The 19,348-nt window shown below is 63.9% G+C and carries 15 protein-coding genes and 1 pseudogene; 7 read left to right on the forward strand and 9 right to left on the reverse strand.

Translation table 11 applies throughout. The annotated features are described in order from the left end of the window. The first annotated feature begins 11 nt into the window (after positions 1–11). Positions 12–881: a Rossmann-like and DUF2520 domain-containing protein gene (locus tag U5A82_RS01850; protein WP_326288189.1), complete on the forward strand. Its 870-nt coding sequence runs from the start codon at positions 12–14 to the stop codon at positions 879–881. 82 nt (positions 882–963) lie between these two features. Here the strand turns inward: U5A82_RS01850 and U5A82_RS01855 are convergent, their stop codons facing one another. The 5 genes from U5A82_RS01855 to U5A82_RS01875 form a co-directional block, all read right to left on the reverse strand. Next, positions 964–1,770 (reverse strand): Ros/MucR family transcriptional regulator, encoded by an 807-nt coding sequence (locus U5A82_RS01855; RefSeq protein WP_326288191.1) that lies wholly within the window; start codon positions 1,768–1,770, stop codon positions 964–966. A gap of 665 nt (positions 1,771–2,435) precedes the next feature. Beyond that, the gene (locus U5A82_RS01860) at positions 2,436–2,789 is read right to left on the reverse strand and encodes a dihydroneopterin aldolase (protein WP_326288193.1); all 354 of its coding nucleotides are present in this window, start codon (positions 2,787–2,789) and stop codon (positions 2,436–2,438) included. A gap of 1 nt (position 2,790) precedes the next feature. Continuing rightward, a complete protein-coding gene (locus U5A82_RS01865; protein ID WP_326288195.1) occupies positions 2,791–3,648 on the reverse strand; it encodes a bifunctional 5,10-methylenetetrahydrofolate dehydrogenase/5,10-methenyltetrahydrofolate cyclohydrolase in 858 nt (285 codons plus the stop codon). A gap of 3 nt (positions 3,649–3,651) precedes the next feature. Next, on the reverse strand, positions 3,652–4,509 hold the full coding sequence (gene purU, locus U5A82_RS01870; protein WP_326288197.1) for a formyltetrahydrofolate deformylase: 858 nt from the start codon (positions 4,507–4,509) through the stop codon (positions 3,652–3,654). Between the two features lie 42 nt (positions 4,510–4,551). Continuing rightward, on the reverse strand, positions 4,552–5,421 hold the full coding sequence (locus U5A82_RS01875) for a methylenetetrahydrofolate reductase (protein ID WP_326288775.1): 870 nt from the start codon (positions 5,419–5,421) through the stop codon (positions 4,552–4,554). Between the two features lie 463 nt (positions 5,422–5,884). Between U5A82_RS01875 and U5A82_RS01880 the strand changes: the two genes are divergently transcribed. Continuing rightward, positions 5,885–6,721 carry an amidohydrolase family protein gene (locus U5A82_RS01880; protein WP_326288199.1) on the forward strand — a complete coding sequence of 279 codons (837 nt, stop codon included), beginning with the start codon at positions 5,885–5,887 and terminating at the stop codon, positions 6,719–6,721. A gap of 375 nt (positions 6,722–7,096) precedes the next feature. Here U5A82_RS01880 and U5A82_RS01885 read toward each other — a convergent pair whose 3' ends face one another. Together U5A82_RS01885 and U5A82_RS01890 are read right to left on the reverse strand one after the other, a co-directional pair. Next, entirely contained in the window at positions 7,097–8,374 is a 1,278-nt protein-coding gene (locus U5A82_RS01885) for an MFS transporter (RefSeq protein ID WP_326288201.1), read from the reverse strand. Positions 8,375–8,413: 39 nt separating this feature from the next. Then, a complete protein-coding gene (locus tag U5A82_RS01890; protein WP_326288203.1) occupies positions 8,414–9,214 on the reverse strand; it encodes a 2-keto-4-pentenoate hydratase in 801 nt (266 codons plus the stop codon). Positions 9,215–9,314: 100 nt separating this feature from the next. Between U5A82_RS01890 and U5A82_RS01895 the strand changes: the two genes are divergently transcribed. The 4 genes and pseudogenes from U5A82_RS01895 to U5A82_RS01910 all read left to right on the forward strand — a co-directional run bounded on the left by U5A82_RS01895 (position 9,315) and on the right by U5A82_RS01910 (position 13,677). Then, on the forward strand, positions 9,315–10,367 hold the full coding sequence (locus tag U5A82_RS01895; protein ID WP_326288205.1) for a LacI family DNA-binding transcriptional regulator: 1,053 nt from the start codon (positions 9,315–9,317) through the stop codon (positions 10,365–10,367). Positions 10,368–10,424: 57 nt separating this feature from the next. Further along, on the forward strand, positions 10,425–11,264 hold the full coding sequence (gene kduI, locus U5A82_RS01900; protein WP_326288207.1) for a 5-dehydro-4-deoxy-D-glucuronate isomerase: 840 nt from the start codon (positions 10,425–10,427) through the stop codon (positions 11,262–11,264). 20 nt (positions 11,265–11,284) lie between these two features. Then, complete coding sequence (gene kduD / locus U5A82_RS01905) at positions 11,285–12,040, forward strand: 2-dehydro-3-deoxy-D-gluconate 5-dehydrogenase KduD (protein WP_326288209.1); 756 nt, start codon at positions 11,285–11,287, stop codon at positions 12,038–12,040. Between the two features lie 87 nt (positions 12,041–12,127). Then, positions 12,128–13,677, forward strand: a pseudogene (locus tag U5A82_RS01910) (carboxylesterase/lipase family protein). Positions 13,678–14,094: 417 nt separating this feature from the next. Here U5A82_RS01910 and U5A82_RS01915 read toward each other — a convergent pair. Both U5A82_RS01915 and U5A82_RS01920 read right to left on the reverse strand, forming a co-directional pair. Further along, positions 14,095–14,499 (reverse strand): cupin domain-containing protein, encoded by a 405-nt coding sequence (locus U5A82_RS01915; protein WP_326288211.1) that lies wholly within the window; start codon positions 14,497–14,499, stop codon positions 14,095–14,097. Next, positions 14,496–15,908, reverse strand: a complete 1,413-nt coding sequence (locus U5A82_RS01920; protein WP_326288213.1) for a pectate lyase family protein — start codon at positions 15,906–15,908, stop codon at positions 14,496–14,498. The genes U5A82_RS01915 and U5A82_RS01920 overlap by 4 nt, the downstream gene beginning before the upstream one ends. Positions 15,909–16,405: 497 nt before the next feature. Between U5A82_RS01920 and U5A82_RS01925 the strand changes: the two genes are divergently transcribed. Continuing rightward, positions 16,406–19,285 carry a TonB-dependent receptor gene (locus U5A82_RS01925; protein WP_326288215.1) on the forward strand — a complete coding sequence of 960 codons (2,880 nt, stop codon included), beginning with the start codon at positions 16,406–16,408 and terminating at the stop codon, positions 19,283–19,285. The last annotated feature ends 63 nt before the right edge of the window (positions 19,286–19,348 follow it).

Here is a 19,348-nt window from a genome sequence, read left to right on the forward strand (position 1 = left end):
AAGCACCGGGGATGCACGACACTCCACCCTATCGCCGGATCGGCATCATCGGCACCGGCCGCGTCGCGCAGGCGATGGCATTGGCCCTGCACGCGCATTCGGTCGATCCGATGCTGGTCTGGGGCCGCACCCCGACCCGCCGCGACGCGATCACAGCCCGCATCGGCCATTCCGCCCCGGCGCAGGACCTGGCGCAGATCGCGTCCGCCTGCGACCTCATCCTGATCGCCGTATCGGATGACGCCATCGCGCCCATCGTGGCGGCGTTGGCAGAGCAACGCCCTACCGGCGCGCCACTGATCCTTCACCTGAGCGGGCGAAGCGGCGCGGCGATCCTGACGCCCCTGGCGCAGCGCGGCGCCCTGACGGCGGCCGTCCATCCGGCCATGACCTTCACCGGCGACCCAGACCGGGAAGTCGCCCGCATGATCGGCGCGCGTTTCGTCGTCACAGGCAGCACCCGCCCGGCGACCGGCGCGGCCGAAAGGCTCGTCGCCCTGATCGGCGGCGTGGTGGAACATGTGGCCGAGGCACAGCGCGCGCTTTATCATGCCGCGCTCTGCCATGCGGCCAATCATCTCGTGACGCTGATGGCCGGATCATGCGACGCGCTCGCGACGGCTGGTATCGCCGATCCCGCCGCGCTGCTCGCGCCGCTGGTCCGCGCGGCGTTGGACAATAGCCTCGACCGAGGTATCGGAGGCCTGTCCGGCCCGTTGCTGCGCGGCGACGCAGACACGATCCGCGATCATCTGGCCGCTATTTCCGCCCACAGCCCGCGCCTGCTGCCCGCCTATCGCGCGATGGCGACCGCGACGCTGGACGCGCTCGAACAATGTGGCGCGCCCGCGTCGCTATCGATCCGCCGCATATTGACCTGACCGTCCTGACGGCATCCGGTCGCATCGCTCCGTCTTCCGACAAGGGCCGCGCCTTCGTCAGCGAAGGCGCGGCCCTTGTCGGTCAGGATGCCGCATCCGTGCCGCCTGCCTTGATGCCCAGCTTCTTGCGCGGAGCCTTGGCGCGGGCAGGAGCCTTGCTCGCGCCTTTCGCCTTCACCGGTTCAGGGGCGGCAGGCGTGTCGAGGACGGGCGCGTCTTGCGCCACGGCCTGCGCTTTAGGCTTGCGGCCTGCCTTGGTGGGGGCGGGGACCGCTTTACCTGCGGCGGGCTTGGCCGCCACAATATCGCTCGATACGGGCGCATCGCTCGCACGCGCCGCACCCTTCCCAGGCGCCTTGCCCGTGCTGTCCGGGGTGGCGGCATCGGGCTGTACGCTCTTGCGGCGACGCCTCTTGGGCACAGGGGTTGCGCTATCGCCGGGCGTCGTCGAGACTGCCGCCGCCGCTGCGGCAGTCGCCGCCCGCGCCTGCGTGCCGCGCTGCCCCAGGCCCAGCTTTTGCGCGACCGCGCGCCGCTGGTCGGAATAGGCCTGCGCCACCATCGGATAGGTTTCGGGAAGACCATAACGCAGCCGATAGTCGGCGGGCGTCAGACCATGGGAGGCAAGATGGCGCTTGAGCGTCTTATAGGGGCGGCCATCGATCAGGCTGAGAATATGGTCGCGCGATGCGATGCTCTTGCGAACACTGACGGCCGGCACATGCTCGACCACTTCGACAGGAGCCGCAACAATATCCGCCACCAGCGCGGCCCGCGTCGTCTGGATCAGACCAGCCAGATCTTCGCTGGGGACACTATTATTGGCAACATAGGCGCTCAACAATTGAACAGTCAAAATGGTATAATCGGGCTGTTCGGTTTCCGCCATGTCATATCCTATCCAGAAAATTCAGACCCCGAACATATGATCGCCAGTGGACCGTCCGGATCTGCCTTTTGCAGTCATTCGACATCATTGTCAAAACCAGCGGCCATCTGTTGGCAGATTATCATCGCGAAGATTGAGGACGCCCGTTTCGATGACTGCGATGCCATCGGATATTGCTATCTTACCGCCGTGAAAAGCATCGGTCGATCGACCTGTTCGTACGGCCAGAACGGACCCGCCTGTGCTTGCCTGTCTCCCCATTGCCCTGATCAGCACGATGTCGGCCCGCCTATGGTCGCGTCTATCGGGGTAGCTTGCGTCCAGCCATCCATTTCCTTGTAGATCGCAGACGCGGCGACCTGCGGCGGCTGGTAGGTCGCGCCATCGCACAGGCACCGCCGCACGGTAACCGCATGTAAAATCGGTCGAACATAAGAGTCAAAATATTGAAATTACAAGATAATATATCAATCCATCGAACGCCGATATTTTCACCACAACTGTCTGACTCGCTGTCTCACCGAAGCCCTGCCTCGTCCAGCGCATCCATCGCCAGCGCGATTGCGCCTGGCGCTCTGGCCTGATCGCCCAGCGCAAGCGGATGGATGACCACATCTATGGTATCGCTCGTGACGAACGGCAGATAGCCGACCAGCTGGGCGATGTCATGCCGATCGGACGACGACCTCCACCCCGGCCAGCCCGCGCGTCAGGGCGAAAGGCTTGTCGACATTGACACAGGCTTCCACGACGCCGGGCCATGTGATGCATTCCTGGCCCAGCCGACAGGCAAATGTCTCGATCAGCGGAATATGCAGCTCCGACAGCGCTTCGGCCGCCCGCACGATCCGGCGATAATCCACCGTCTCGCCGATCCCCTCGACCGCGCCGCCGTCCAGCAGCAGTTGGACCGTGATGACCAGGGGCTGTCGACGGCCGATTTCGTCGGGATTGATCCCGATATCGGCCAGCAACGGCAATTCCTTGACGCGGACCTTGGTCGTGATGGACGATGGCATGTCAGTCTATGTTCCTTTGCGCGGCGGCGACCGTATTGCTCAGCAGGCAGGCGATGGTCATCGGGCCGACCCCGCCCGGCACCGGTGTCACCGCTTTGGCATGATCCAGTTCATGGGTCGCGCAATCGCCGACGATGCGGCTGGCGCCCGCATCGTCCACGACCCGGTTGATGCCGACATCGATCACGACCGCGCCCGGCTTCACCCAATAGCCGCGCACCAGGTGCGGCACGCCCGCTGCCGCCACGATGATGTCGGCGGCGCGAGCGATATCGGGCAAGTCGCGCGTCTCGATATGCGTGACCGTCACCGTCGCCTCGCGCTCCAGCAGCAGCATCGCCACCGGCTTCCCCACGATGTTCGATTTACCGATGACCACCACGTTCAACCCGCGATAGTCATCGATCACGCTGTCGAGCAGCTGCATGATGCCCAGCGGCGTACAGGGCACCAGCCCCTGCGATCCGGTCGAAAGCCGCCCGACATTGACGGGGTGAAAACCGTCCACATCCTTGGACGGGGCGATGCGGTCCAGGATCGGCGCGGCGTCGATCCCCGGCGGCAGCGGCAACTGAACCAATATGCCATGGATGGCCGGATCGGCGTTCAGCTGGTCGATCAGGTCCAGCAGCGCCTGCGCCCCGCAATCGGCGGGCAGGCGCTTTTCGACCGATCCGATACCCGCCTTGCGACATTCGCTGATCTTGCGCCGGACGTAGATTTCGCTGGCGGGATCATGTCCCACCAGCACCACGGCCAGCGCCGGATCGACGCCGTCGGCCTTCAGCCGTTCGACTGCCGCCGCCGTCTGCACGCCCAGCGCGCGCGCCATCGCGCGGCCGTCGATGATCGCGCGCATGGATCAGCCCCGAAAGACGACGGTACGCGACTGGTTCAGGAAAACCCGGTCCTGCACATGCAGCCGCACCGCTTCGGCCAGCACCCGCCGTTCGATGTCGCGGCCGCGACGGACCAGTTCGTCGGGCACATCGGCATGGCCGATCATCTCGACATCCTGATGGATGATCGGCCCCTCATCCAGGTCGGCGGTCACATAATGGGCGGTCGCGCCGATCATCTTCACGCCCCGCTCATAGGCCTGGTGATAGGGCTTCGCGCCCTTGAAGCCGGGCAGGAAGCTGTGATGGATGTTGATGCAGCGGCCGGACAGGAAAGCGGCCAGATCGTCGCTCAAAATCTGCATGTAACGCGCCAGCACGATCAGGTCGGCGCCCGTCTCGGTCACGACCTGCTTGATCTGCGCTTCCTGCGCCGCCTTGGTGTCCTTGGTCACCGGGAAATAATGATAGGGCTTATCGCCGATCAGCGACGTGTGCAGCTTTTCACGCGGATGGTTGGAAATGATCGCCACCACATCCATCGGCAATTCGCCGATACGCTGACGATAGAGCAGGTCGCCCAGGCAATGGTCCCATTTGGACACCATCAGCACGACCTTCTTGGGCGTGGCCTGATCCGCCATGGACCAGTCCATCCCGGCGTCCTGCGCAATCGGCGCGAAGCCCTCGCGCAGCGCGTCCAGCGAATCTTCCGCACCCGGCTTGAACGCGACCCGCATGAAGAACGTATTGTTCATCGCGTCGTCGAACTGCTGCGCATCGACGATGTTGCAGCCATGCGCGGCCAGATAGCCCGCGACCTTCGCGACCAGACCCGGCTTGTCGTCGCACTGCAACCGCAGCGTATAGATAGTCGTCACTTCAGCACCCTCCCAGCAACCCGTCCCAGCAGCCCGTCTACGTCAATGCGCGCGGGCATAATCGTTGATCCATGCGACGGTCTTCCCCAAACCGCCAAACGGGTAGAAATGCAATCGCACCCGGCCATGTTCTTCACCCAGCCGCCGTTCGAAACTGTCGACCAGCTTGTCGGGACCGGCCGACCCGATAAGCTTGGTGATGGAAATGCCGTATTTTGCCAGCACCGACGTCGACGCGCCCACGCCGCATCGCGCGGCAAAGCGCATCAGCGTCTTGATGCCGGCCGGTCCCGGCACGCCGATCCGCACCGGCGCGGTGATGCCCCTGGCCCGCAATTCGCTGAGCCATGTCAGAACCACGTCCGCATCGAAGACGAACTGCGTCACGATCAACGGCGCCATCCCGCGCCCCTCTATTTCCACGCATTTGTTCAGCAGGACCGACCAGCATTGGTCGGGCGTCATGTTCGGATGTCCTTCGGGATGGCCACCGATGCCGATCGCGCTGATGCCGTTCCGTTCGAAGGCGCCGCTGGCTAGCAACGCGCTGCTGTCGGCATAGGGGCCTTCGGGTTCGGACGGATCGCCCGCGATGACGAAGCAACGACGGACATCGGCTTCCGCCACGGCGGCGGCCAGATAATCCTCGAACTCCGTCGTAGAACTGATCCGCCGTGCCGAAAAATGCGGCATGGGCTCAAATCCCAGGCTGCGCACCAATTTGGTCGCCGCGATGCGTGCGCCAAAATCCTCGCCCGGCAGAAATGTGACCGCGACCGGCGTTGCGGGCGCTATGCCCGGCGCCGCTTCGCGCAGCGAATCCACGTCCTTCGCTGTCATTTCCAGCGAGTAGCCGTCGACCATATTGACGGGTGGCCGCTCCCAATTGGGGTGAATGACCGGCATTATTATTCCTCCAGCCTTGCCTCTCACCCGTCTCCTAGAACATTTCATCAAATTCGCATAGATGAAATATTCATGGATATGAATTTAATTGCCAAGATGCCGCCGCTGCCGAGTGCCTCATCAGAGCGGGACGCCGGGGCGTGTGTGTGCGCCATCGACGCCGTTGGCGCGCTCGATCACCGCACATGGCCTGCGCCGATTATGAACTCGTCGCTACGCGTGTCGCGCCTGATATAGACGCCAGCCCATCCAAACCGGAAATAGGGGCGGACAGCTTGCAAAGCGCACCGTCGTCCTCCACCAGTGCAGGGCGTTCCGGATCGGGGTTTTCATCCGAACGTCCTTGCCAAGATATAATGGCAAAGCGGCATGGATAGCCCAGCCTGCTATTTTATGATGTTGGATGGTTCAAGCCGACGCACGTCGGGTCGACATGGCAAGAGAGGGAATGATTATGGGCCATCCATCCATGACCCGTCCGCCTATTGTGGATTCGCATCAGCATTTCTGGCGGATCGGCGGACCGGGGCAGATGTGGCCCGACGCCGACTGGCCGACGATCCACCATGATTTCCTGCCCGACGATCTGCGCGCGGCGACGCAAGGCCTGAATGTGATCGGGACCGTGCTGGTGCAGTCCCAACCCGACGACCGCGACACCGACTGGATGCTGGCGCTGGTGGCGGACGATCCGCTGATCCTGGGCGTGGTCGGTTGGGTCGCGCTGTACAGCGCCGACGCGCCCGCGCGGATCGCACAACTGGCCGCCCATCCCAAATGTGTCGGCGTGCGACCGATGTTGCAGGGTATCACGGACAGCGCCTGGATCTTGCGCGACGACCTTGCCCCCGCGATACGGGCGATGCTGGCCCATGGCCTGTGCTTCGACGCGTTGATCCAGCCGCGTCACCTGCCGGTCATCGCCCGGTTCGCGGAACGCTGGCCGGACCTCCCGATCGTGATCGATCATGGTGCAAAGCCGCCTGCCGCTCAGGGCCTGCTCGACCCATGGCGCGACGATTTGGCCGCGCTCGCCCGCCATCCCAATATCTGGTGCAAATTGTCCGGCCTGCGCACCGAACAGGCGCGGGGGCAGGCGGCCGATGCGCTCAAACCTTATGTCGCGCATATTCTCGACAGCTTCGGGGAGCGCACGATGTGGGGCAGCGACTGGCCGGTGCTGCTGCATGGGGGCGATAGCTATGGCGACTGGGTCGATGATACGCTGCGCCTCGTCGGCGAACAGGATGACGACGCCCGCGCGCGCCTGTTCGAAGGAGCGGCACGCGCCTTCTATGGCCTTTAGCAGGATCAGGTGGCCCTGGATTTGGCCCGTCTGGATTAGGTCGTCTGGGTCTCGGCGCGGCGGCCATAGGCAATCTCTATCGCGCCATCCCCTAACGCCGAAGCCCGCACCGTGATCGACCAGGCCTGGGCCGCCGGGCTGTGCTATCGGCAGGCGGCTGTCCTACATGGCCCGATTGCCGCTATAAGCTGTCCTGTCCGCGCAGGCCTTCACTTGTAACTTAAATTCCTATTCCCGCATCAAAATGTCGCGATCGGCGGGAAATGTGCGAAGTTAAGCCGACCGTCTCCTATTGCATGGCGCAAAAAAAGCCCGCTGCAACGGGAGCAGCGGGCTTTGTCACTGGCAGATCGAAAGGTCGGGTACGCTGCCCCGTCAGCCGGCGGTTACGGTCACCCGCGCCAGGCGGGGCGAGAGCAGATGCACGGCCGCCAGCGCCACGAAATAGGCGCTGCCCGCGACGGCGAAGAGCGGCGTGTAGCTGCCGATCCCGTCCAGCACATAGCCGGCATATTTCGCCATCACCATGCCGCCGATCGCGCCCACCGTACCGCCGATGCCCACGACCGAACCCACCGCGCCGCGCGGGAACAGGTCGGACGGCAGCGTGTAGAGATTGGCGGAAAAGGCCTGGTGCGCCGCAGTCGCGATGCCGATCACCAGCACGGCGAGCCACAGATTGTCGATCGACTGCGCGAAGAAGACCGGCAGAACCGCGCAGGCGCAGAGCAGCATCGTCAATTTGCGCGCGGCATTGACGGTCCTGCCCGCCTTCATCAACCGGCTCGACATCCATCCGCCCGCCACGCTGCCCAGGTCCGACAGCAGATAGATGGCGACCAGCGGCGGCCCGAAGCTCAGCAGGTCCAGCCCATAGCGCGTGCCCAGATAGCCCGGCAGCCAGAACAGAAAGAACCACCAGATGGGATCGATGCAGAACTTCCCGATCGCATAGGCCCATGTCTCACGCACGGTGATCAGACGGCCCCAGCCGATCGGCTCGACCGGGTCGGCCGGGTCCTGGCGGATATAGGCTAATTCTTCGGCCGAAATCTTTTTATGCTCTTCGGGCCTGCGGTAGAAGACCAGCCAGGCGATCAGCCACAGGACGCCGAAAATGCCCGTGGCGTAGAAGGCGACCCGCCAGCCATAGGCGACCGTCAACCACGGGACCAGCAACGGCGTCACGATCGCGCCGATATTGGCGCCCGCGTTGAACAGGCCGATGGCGAAAGCGCGTTCCTTTTGCGGGAACCACTCCGTCACGGCCTTGATACCCGCCGGGAAATTGCCCGATTCGCCCACCCCCAGGCCAAAGCGCGCCATGGCGAACTGGGTGACACTATGCACCCCGCCATGCGCCATATGGGCGATGGTCCAGATGACGACGGCGATGGCATAGCCAAAGCGCGCGCCGACCAGATCGACGATCCGGCCGAAGCCCAGATAGCCCACGGCATAGGCGGCCTGGAACCAGAAGACGATATTGGCATAGTCGGTTTCCGACCAGCCCATTTCCGCCGACAGGGTAGGCTTCAACACCCCGATCATCTGGCGATCGACATAGTTGATCGCGGTCGCCGCAAACAACAACCCGACCACGACCCAGCGATAGCGGGTGGGCGGGCGATCCGCGATGGGCATGTCGTTCATCATCCTGCTCCTGTTTCGACGGCTTCTGGCGTCCCTTGCTTATCGCGGTGGCTGCGCTTCGATCCGGCAACCCAGGGTGCCGAGCGATCCGAAGTCGGTTTCCACCGTCTGCCCCGGTCGAACCGGATGGACACCGGTAACGGCCCCGGTCGAAATCCACCAGCCCGGTTCGATGGTTATGCCGCGCGCAATCAGATTTTCCAACAGGAAGCGTACCGATCCGATCGCGCCATCGTTGAAGGCGGCGGCGATGCCCGACCCGATCTCTTCCCCGTCGATGCGCGTGACGATGGTCTGATTGGCATAGGCGCCGCTGCGCCAGTCCGTGACCGCCGGCCCGATCAACAGGCCATTATTGTTGCCGAAGTCGGACACCGTCACCGCCGGTCCCAGGCGGTTAATCCCTTGGAACGGCGAACTGGCAATCTCTATGCCGATATGGACGGCGTCGATATGGGCAGCGGCTTCCTCTAGCGTGAACTGATGCTGGTCGGGGGACGGCGCCTTGCCGATCCGGAACAGGAACTCTGCCTCCACCGCGCCAAAACCGTCTGCGAAGACGAGGCCGACCGTATCGGCGCTGGCCTGTACGACGGTGGACGCGAAGATCGGACCGGCCAGACGGTCGCATCCATAGCGATCGTCCAGCGGCGGCAGGATACGCCCGACCTTCCATCCCGCGATAGGGTCCGTCACCTGTTCCAGCGCCGCAGCCTGGATGACATAGGCGTCGTCCAATGTTTCAGGCGGAGTTCCGGGATAGGCGGCCAGGCCGGTTGCGGCCCGGCGCGCGGCCACAAAGCGATCCGCGATCATCCCTGCTCCATTGTCAGCGCGCATTGAACGTCCTTTTCTATCGATGAGGGGCTGGTAATGGAAACCGGTGTCATTGGCAAGCGGGTGCGTCTGGCGTCATCCCGATTCTAGGGTATAAGGCGGGATGGCAAAACAGAAACAGGATGAGGGACAGGCGCCCAAACTGACGATCAACGACATTGCCAGCATGGCTGGTGTGTCGAAAAAGACCGTCAGTCGGGTCATCAACCGGTCGCCGCTGCTCAATCAGGAGACGCGCGACAAGGTGGAGGCGATCATCCGGGAAACCGGCTATGTTCCCAATCCGCAGGCACGCGCGCTGGCGCTGGGCCGCAATTTCCTGATCGGCCTGATCTACGACAATCCCAACGTCCAGATGATCCTGAGCATGCAGAAGGGGATATTGGAGGCGCTGCATGGCACCGAGTTCGAACTGGTGATTCGGCCCGTCGATCGCGGCTCCAATCTGGTGATGGACGATATCCGCAGCTTCGTGACGCGGCAGCGGCTGTTCGGCGTGGTCATCCTGCCGCCCATGTCGGAAAATGATGCGCTGGCGCGGATGCTGGATGAGGAAGGTTGTCGCTATGTCCGCATGGGATCGGCGGTGCTGGACGATGCCGAACATATGGTGGCGTCCAACGACCGGGAAGCGGTTGCCGACGCAGTGCGCTATCTGATCGCGCAGGGGCATCGGCGGATCGGCCTGGTGGCCGGCCCGCATGGTTTTCGCTCCGCGCAGGAACGGCGCGACGGCTTTGAACTGGCGCTCAGCGAAGCAGGGATCAGCCTGCCGCGCAGTCTGGTGGCGGACGGGCAATATACGTTCGAAACCGGCCTGTCGGCCTCCGAAAGCCTGCTCGACCTGTCGCCGCGCCCGACCGCGATCTTTGCCAGCAACGACGAAATGGCGGCTGGCGTCCTCTATGCGGCACGGCTACGCGGCATCGCCGTGCCGGAGGAATTGTCGATCATCGGCTTCGACGACACGCCCGTCACCACGCGCGTCTGGCCACCTCTGACCACAGTGCGCTGGCCGATCGTGGCCATGGGGCGCGCCGCCGCGCTCAAACTGATCGGCACCGCGATCGGCGAGGGGGCGGAGGTCAACGAACCCTCGATGTTCAGTTCCACATTGATCCGCCGCGGATCGGTTGCGCCACCCGCCACAAGCTGATATCGCCTATTTTATGACACCGGTGTCCGATTGGACGCAAGGGATAAGGAGATGCCTATGTTCGACAAGACCTATTACGCGACGCATCCGGACATGATGGAGTGCGTATCGAACGAGGAATTGCGGGATCGCTACCTGATCGGCGGGCTGTTCCGCGATGGCGAATGCGTGCTGAACTACACCCATGCCGAACGCTTCGTGATCGGCGGCGTGTCGGTGGTCGACGCGCCGGTGAAGCTGCCCGCGCAGAGCGAACCCGCGTCGGCGGCGGGCCATCCCTTCCTGGAGCGGCGCGAACTGGCGATCGTCAATGTGAGCGGCGTCGAAGGCACCGTGACCGTCGATGGCGAGGTCTTCACGCTGGGCAACAAGGATTGCCTCTACGTCACCATGGGTGCCAAGGACGTGACCTTCGCGGGCGCCGGTGCGCGCTACTATCTTGCCTCCTGCCCGGCGCACAAGGCGTTCACGACCCGCAAGCTCGGCATCGCCGACGCCAATGCGCTGGAGCGCGGAAGCCTGGAGGAATCGAACGAGCGGACCATCTTCCAGCTGGTCATTCCCGGCATCTGCGACAGCGCGCAGCTGGTCATGGGCCTGACCGTGCTCAAGCCCGGCAGCGTGTGGAACACCATGCCCCCGCACATCCACGAGCGCCGCAGCGAGATCTATTTCTATTTCGAGCTGGACGGCCCGGCCGACCGCGTCTTCCACTATATGGGCGAGGGCGATGCGATGCGCCACATCGTCATGGCCAATGAGGAAGCGGTGATCTCCCCGCCCTGGTCGATCCATATGGGGTCGGGGACCAAGGCCTATGCCTTCATCTGGGCGATGGCGGGCGAGAACCAGGATTATACCGACATGAACGTGCTGGATATCTGCCAGCTGGCGTAAGTGCGGCAGAAGGTGACGATATGATGAATGTCTTCGATTTGACGGGCAAGGTGGCGATCGTCACCGGGGCCAATACTGGCATCGGTCAGGCGATCGCGCTGTCGCTGGCCGCTGCGGGCGCGGATATCGCGGCGGTGGGCCGCACGCCGGCGCAGGAGACGGTGGAGAAGGTCCGCGCGCTGGGCCGCCAGGCGGTGATCGTGTCGGCCGACCTGTCCAGCATCGCACCCGTGCAGCGGGTGGTGGACGAGACGGTGGCGGCGCTGGGCGGCCTCGACATCCTGGTCAACAATGCCGGGATCATCCGCCGCGCCGACAGCGTGGACTTCACCGAAGAAGACTGGGACGCGGTGATCGACACCAATCTCAAAGTGCTGTTCTTCCTCTGCCAGGCGGCGGGGCGGCACATGATCGCGCAAGGATCGGGCAAGATCGTCAACATCGCGTCCCTGCTGTCCTTCCAGGGCGGCATTCGCGTGCCCAGCTACACCGCGTCCAAGAGCGGGGTCGCGGGGCTGACCAAGCTGCTGGCGAACGAGTGGGCGGCCAAGGGCGTGAACGTCAACGCGATCGCGCCGGGTTATATCGCGACGAACAACACCGCCGCGCTCCAGGCCGACGAGACGCGCAACCGCCAGATCCAGGAGCGCATTCCGGCGGGCCGCTGGGGCGAGGCGTCCGACATCGGCGGGGCGGCGGTGTTCCTGGCGTCGAGCGCGGCAGGCTATATCCACGGGCATACCCTCGCCGTCGATGGCGGGTGGCTCGCGCGCTAGGCGACGCCCAAGCGATCGCGGACCCGGTTCGGACGGACAATCCAGAGAGGGACTAACCCTCCCCACCCCACAGGAAGAGGAGGATCGATGACCGATCGGCGCAGCTTCATCGGCGCGGGACTGGCGCTGGCCGCGTCGCCCGCCTGGGCCGCAACCGGCGACCCGGTCGTCACGACCCGTCACGGCCGCATCCGGGGGACGAGAGAGGGTGGGCTGCGCGTATTTCGCGGCATAGGCTATGGACAGGATAGCGCGCGTTACCGCTTTCGCGCGCCGATCGCGCCGGAACCCTGGCAAGGGATCAAGCCTGCGGTGGCGTTCGCGCCATCCTGCCCGCAACGGGCGAAGCAGGACGCGACCGGCGAGGATTGCCTGGCCCTCAATATCTGGACGCCGGGGCTGGAGCCGACCGCAAAAAGGCCGGTTCTCCTCTATATCCACGGCGGCGCCTATTCGAACGGCAGCGTAGTGGATCCGCTGAACGATGGACGTCATCTGGCCGCGCGCGACGTTGTCGTGGTGACGGTCAACCATCGGCTGAATGCGCTGGGTTATCTGTATCTCGCGAACCTCGACCTGCGTTTTGCCGATAGCGGCAATGCCGGGCAGCTGGACCTGATCCTCGCGCTACGCTGGGTGCGGGACAATATCGCGGCCTTTGGCGGCGACCCGGCCAATATCCTGGTCTTCGGCCAGTCGGGCGGCGGCGCGAAGATCGCGACGATGATGGCGATGCCCGCCGCCAAGGGGCTGTTCCACCGCGCGATCACGATGAGCGGGCAGCAGGTGACGGCCAGCGGGCCGATCAACGCCGCGCGCCGGACGCGCGCCTATCTGGCGAAACTGGGTGTGTCGCCCACGGACCTCAGCCCGTTGCTGACCATGCCTGTCGCCCGGCTGATCGACGGGCTGGACGCTGTCGATCCCCTGTTGGGCGGCGGCGTCTATATGGGGCCGGTGCTGGACATGCGCTGGCTGGAGCGCCACCCCTTCTGGCCCGACGCCGCGCCGCAGGGCAATGCGATCCCGATGATGCTGGGCAACACCCGCGACGAAACCCGTGCCTTCATCGATCCTGCCGGGCCGCTGATCCGGGGGCTGGACTGGTCCAACCTGCCGGAGCGCATGGCGGGGGAGTTACGTATGGACCTGCCCCCCAATGGATCGTGGCGCAATATCGGGCGCACTATCCCGACTGGTCGGCCGAGCGCATCTTCTACGCGGCAACGACGGCGGGGCGGAGCTGGCCGGGACAGGTCATCGAAGCGGAGATGCGGGCGCGCGCCGAGGCGCCGACATGGGTCTATCAGGTCGATTTCCAGTCGCCGGTCCAGCCGGAACGCGGCGCGCCGCATACCATGGACATAGCGCTCGCCTTCGGCACGCTGGACGCGCCGGGGTCGCTGACCGGGGTCGGCGCGGATGCGCGGGCGGCGTCGGCGGCTGTGATGGGACGCTTCCTGGCCTTCGCCCGCAAAGGCGATCCCAATGACGCAGGCATGGCCGATTGGCCACAGTATCGACTGGACCAGCGCGCAACGATGCTCTTCGATACGAACAGCGCGGTGGCGGATGATCCACGCGGCTGGGAACGTCAGCTCTTCGCCCGTGTCCCTTATATCCAGCCGGGGAGCTGATAGGAGATCGACAGCTTAACTTCGCATATTTCCCGCTAATCTCGAAATAGAGTTTCGCATGTAGGAAATTATATTGTGAATGGATTAGCGATGTCCTGCTTCGGACGTGCCCTTATGTCGGTCCGGGGGGCACCACGAGGATAATGTGGCATAGCAGGATAGGACAGCCGCTGAACGCGCTGGCATAATCTCAATATTTTCGCTTGCCGACACTGTGCGTTGGCTGGTCAGGACCATCTGGGGACAATGAGGCGCGTTCAATACACCCTGAAGTGAGCATCCCCCTTCCGTCACCCCAGCGAAGGCTGGGGTCCCAGGCGGTCAGAGGATAAGGTCGGTCATATCCCGTAGATCTACCGCCTGGCGCCATGCCCTATCGTGGCGCGCCGCCGGCCCACCCAAACGCCTACACCTTCCTTACTTCACCGGATAGGCGATGATCAGCGCCAGCGGCTCTTTCCCGGTCTGCTTTATGCCGACGACCGCGCCGTCGTAGAGATAGGCGGCCATGCCCGGCGTCAGGGGCTTCGTCTCGCCGTCCGATGTGACGTCGCCGGTGCCTGACAGGACATAATAGACCTCGTCATGCGCGATCGGGTGCAGGCCGATGGCCGAGCCGACATGCAGGATGCGCTTGCGAAACTCCATGCGGCGGGGCTGGGGCACGGCGTCGCTGATGCGATAGGCGGTGCTCATGCCGATCTTGCCATGGGGGTTGGGTTCCTCGCGGGCGACCGACCGTTCATCGATCACCGCCATGGGCGGCGCGGCGGTGGATGTCGCTGCGGCCGCCGCCGCGAGCAAAAGGAGGGGAAGGCTCATTTCTTTTCTCCCGGTTCGCCCTGCCGCATCATCTTGTCGCGGTCGGACAGATGTTCCGCAATCTCGCCGGTCTGGCCGGGATAGCGGCCAGATTTCGGCTCCATCGTGTCGAGATTCCAGTCGCCCTCGACAAAGGGCGCGCGGGTCTGGGCCATCTTCGGATAGCCGCCCACCTGCTTTTCATCATCGATGATTTCGCCGCGTCCTTCGGCGACGAAGAAGAGGACGCGCAGGTCGTCGGCGTCGCGGTCCCAGGGGCGTGCGCCCGCGCGCGCCAGGACATGGGTTTCGACGTCGCGGGTCGGCAGCACCGCCGTGCCCGGCCACCAGACCGGCGGCGCGGGCAGATCGTTCAGTTTCGCGCGGGTCTCGCCATAGCGGCCGAACATCGGCAGGGCGACGCCGAACCGGTCGACGGCGATATTGTCCTTGCCATGATAATCGAGGTCGCCATCGCCGCCCAGCATGAGGAAGGGCATGCCGGGCGCAGTGGACACGCCGCCGCGCAGCACGTTCCCGACGGCGGACAGCTTGCCGGTCTGATAGGGATGGTCGCCCCATTCCAGCGCCATCAGATTGTAATGAACCGCCCGTTCACCCGGATCATAGAGGATGTTGTTGACCAGCTCGACCTGTGCGCCGCCTTTCAGCAACGGGTTGCGTTCCTTGTTATGGGCATAGAGATTGCGCCAGATCATGATCTGGCTGGCATTGTCGTGGATCAACGTGCCCTTGCTATGCTCGCCCTTGGGATGGCTGGCGTCGGCCAGCCCCTCCGCCGCGATGTTGTAGGAGAAGGTGATGGCGTGGCTGGTGCCGCGCCGCCAGTCGTCGGGCGTCTTGCCCTCGAAGCGGGGGCCGGACGCGGACATATTCTCGTCGATGGCCCAGGTGAAGCTGCAATGATCGACGATGACATGATGCGCGCCCACGGTGGACATGGCGTCCGCTTCCCATCCGCTCATCTTGGGTTGGTCGTCGACGCCGGTGCGGACGCGGATGTGGCGGATGACGACGTCATGGGTGGCGATGTCGATGCCGGTCTTTATCAGGGTGATGCCGGGCGATGGCGCGGTCTGGCCCGCAATCGTGACATAGGGTTCGGTGATCCTGAACGCCTGCCGCTGCATGTCGATGATGCCGCCGACTTCGAACACGATGATGCGCGGGCCTTTCGCCTCCAGCGCGGCCTTGAAGCTGCCGGGGCCATCCGACGCCAGGGTGGTGACGCGGATGATGCGCCCGCCGCGGCCGCCCGGGGTGGTGGCGGCCCAGCCGACGGCGCCGGGGAAGGCGAGGGCGGCGGTCTGGCTGGTCGATCGCGATGGCGCGGGCGCGGCGATAGCGATCGGGGGCAGAGCAAGCGCGGCCAGCAGGGCAAGGGGTGGCAGCACCGGAACATGGGTCATGGCTTCATCTCTCCTATGGGGTCATCCTGCCATTGGCACCTAGGGTTCGCAAGATGATTTGACACCGGTGTCCGCTTATCGTGCATGTTCCACATGGGGCGAGGTGGAAGCGAAGCTGGGGGCGTGCTTTTGGCGATATGCACCGTTCTGACCCTGCATATGGATACGGAAATGGCTGCAAAGCGGCCTGTGACCGATGGGTCGATGGCGGTCGCGGGAATTGATGAGAAGCTTGCCTTGCAGCCAGTTTGGTTGGCACTGCGTGAGTGCAAAGACATTATGCTCGTTAATCAGTGATATAGCCGGTAAAATCCGTTGGATGTTCGGAGCATATTGACAGGCGATAGCGTCTGGCGCATCTATGACACCGGTTTCCAAGCATGCGTTTCGATCGGCAAGAGCCGACGGCGCAGGACGGGCATGTCGCCTGTCGGGACCCGCATATGCAGCAGGTTCGGGCATCGGACGTGCTGGCAACAGGAAGGAGAGGAAAGCTGATGCAAGGGAATGGCTTTAATCGTGGCAACCGGCATTGGCTGGCGGGCGCATCGCTGGCCGCACTGCTGCTGGCGATGCCGGGCGGCGCACTGGCCCAGGATACGGCACAGGCCGACCCGGCGCAGGCTGCGGCTGCGCCCCAAGTCGCCGCCGATGGCGATGCCGCCGACATCGTCGTGACGGGCTTTCGCCAGTCTCTGGGCGCGGCCATCAACCTCAAACGCCAGACGGTGGGATCGGTCGACGCGATCGTCGCGGAAGATATCGCGAAATTCCCTGACCAGAATCTGGCGGAATCGCTGCAACGCATTCCCGGCATCTCGATCCAGCGCGATGGCGGCGAGGGCCGTGCGATCACCGTCCGCGGCCTGGGCGCGCAATTCACCCGCGTGCGCGTAAATGGTCTGGAAACCGTCGCCACCTCGACAGACGGCGCCAGTTCCAACCGCGATCGCGCGTTCGATTTCAACGTGTTCGCGTCCGAACTGTTCAGTTCGCTGGTGGTGCATAAAACCGCCGAAGCGTCACTGGACGAAGGATCGCTGGGCGCGGTTGTGGACCTCAATACCGGCAACCCGCTGGCGGGAAAGGGCGGCTTCACCTTCGTGGGGTCGGCGACCGGCTCCTACAACGATCTCAGCAAGAAATGGGGGCCGCGCCTTGCGGGCCTGATGTCCTGGAAGTCGGACGACGGCCAATGGGGCGTGGCGCTGTCCGCCGCCTATTCCAAGCTCGACACCAAGCAGATGGGCAACAACACAGTGCGCTGGTCGCAGGCGCGGCTGGACAGCGTCAACGGCACGCGCTGCTTCACCCAGCCGAACAGCGGCGGCACCTATCTGCCTGGCGCGGCCTGCAACCAGGCCGCGCTCGCCTTCCACCCGCGCATTCCGCGCTATGGCGAAATCGCGCAGGAACGCGAGCGTCTGGGCATCACCGGATCGATCCAGTGGGCGCCCTCCGAAGCGACCAAAGTCTCGATCGACGGTCTCTTCTCCCGCTTCCGCGAAACGCGCGAGGAGAAATGGGGCGAAGTGCTGCTGCGGTCGAACGAACGGTCGATCGATGTCCTGAACCCGGTCTATGACAGCAACAACAATATGGTGTCGGCGACGCTGAACGACGCCTGGGTCCGTACCGAACATTATCTGCGCAAGTCGCAGACCAAATTCTATCAGCTGGGCGCGACCTGGGATCAGGATCTGGGCGACAGCTTCCGCTTCACCCTGCTCGGGGGCTTCTCCAAGTCGGATGCGTCGATCCCGGTCGAAACCACGCTGGTGTTCGACGATCGCGATGCGCAGGGCTATAAGTACGACTATAGCGACATGCGTCGTCCGGTGCTGACCTTCGGCACCAGTGTCACCGATCCGGCCAATTTCCAGCTCGCCGAAATCCGCGACCGGCCCTCGTCCACCATCAACAAGTTCCGCACCGTGCAGCTGCGCACCGAATGGGACGTGGCCGAAGGCTTCACGGTGAAGACGGGCGGGGTCTATCGCCGTTTCTCCTTCGACACCGAAGGCTTCACCCGCGACACGGTCGTGTGCGGCAATGGCGGCTTGGATCGCGTGCTGGGGACGGTCAATTGTTCGCCCACCAGCGCCTTCGGCCCGACAGCCATTTACGGCTTGCCGGTGACGGCGGCGCTGTCGCAACTCTTCACGCTCAAGGGCGCGAACGCGCCCGCTGGCACGACGACCCAGTGGCTGGTGCCCAATCTGGAGACCGGCACCGCCTACACCAAGCTCTATGATCGGGCGCTGGCGGTAGACCCGGGCAATACGCGCGGCGTGGTGGAAACGGTCAAGGGCGGCTATATCCAGTTCGACGCAAAGGGCGATATATTCGGTCTGGAATATGCCGCCAATGCGGGCGTGCGTTATGTACGGACCGGCCAAAGCGCACAGGGGCTATTGGCGGGGGTCAATCGTACGATCAGGCGGTCCTACGAAGATTGGTTGCCGGCATTGAACGTCGCTATCTTCCCGCACCGCGACTTCATCGTTCGCGCATCGGTAGCCGATGTCATCACGCGGCCGAGCCTGGGCAGCTTGACGCCGGGCGGCTCGGTGGACGGCTTCAACTATAATATCAGCTTCGGCAATCCACAGCTGGAACCGTTCCGCGCGACGTCCTACGATCTGGCGTTCGAATATTATTTCGCGCCGCAATCGCTGTTCTCGGTCGCCTTCTTCAAGAAGGATGTGTCGAGTTTCCCGATCAGCGATACGACCACCGGTACATATGCATCGACGGGTCTGCCGGTGTCGATCATCCCGCCAAGTTCTCCTGCGGCGGGTAATGTCGAAGGGCGCTTGTGGAACATTACCCGGCCCATCAACGGGTCCGGCGCCAGCCTGAAAGGCGTGGAAATCGCCTTGCAGGCGCCATTCACCTTCCTGCCCGGTTTCCTGTCCCATTTTGGCGGCATCGTGAATGCGACCTTCATCAAATCCAGTGCGACCTACACGACACCGGGGCCGATTTTGAACCCATGTTCCGGTGCAAACTGCGCCTTGGGGCCAAACGTGCCGGTGACACGGACGGAAACGCTGTTCGGCCTGTCCAAGAAAGCGATCAACGGTACGCTCTATTATGAGGATGCGAAATTCAGTGCGCGCGCATCCGTCAGCTATCGTGGTCCCTATATTGATGGCACCAGCGGCACCGGCAACGTGTTCGAAGGCTATAACAGCACGATCAACGTCGATGCGTCGATCCGCTACAAATTGTTCGAAGGTCTGGAACTGTCGCTGGAAGGCATCAACCTGACCGACGATTATCGTGATCGCTACACCGACGTCGATACCAATCGCAATTATGAGCAGCTGCATTTCGGCCGCACCATCCAGATAGGTGCGCGGTTCAAGATGTGACGGCTCATGGGTCCGGGCCGCCTCTGCACGGGCGGCCCGGACCCTTTATCTATGTGGGAGACA

Origin of the sequence: Sphingobium sp. CR2-8, assembly GCF_035818615.1 — a bacterium.
Taxonomy (GTDB): domain Bacteria; phylum Pseudomonadota; class Alphaproteobacteria; order Sphingomonadales; family Sphingomonadaceae; genus Sphingobium.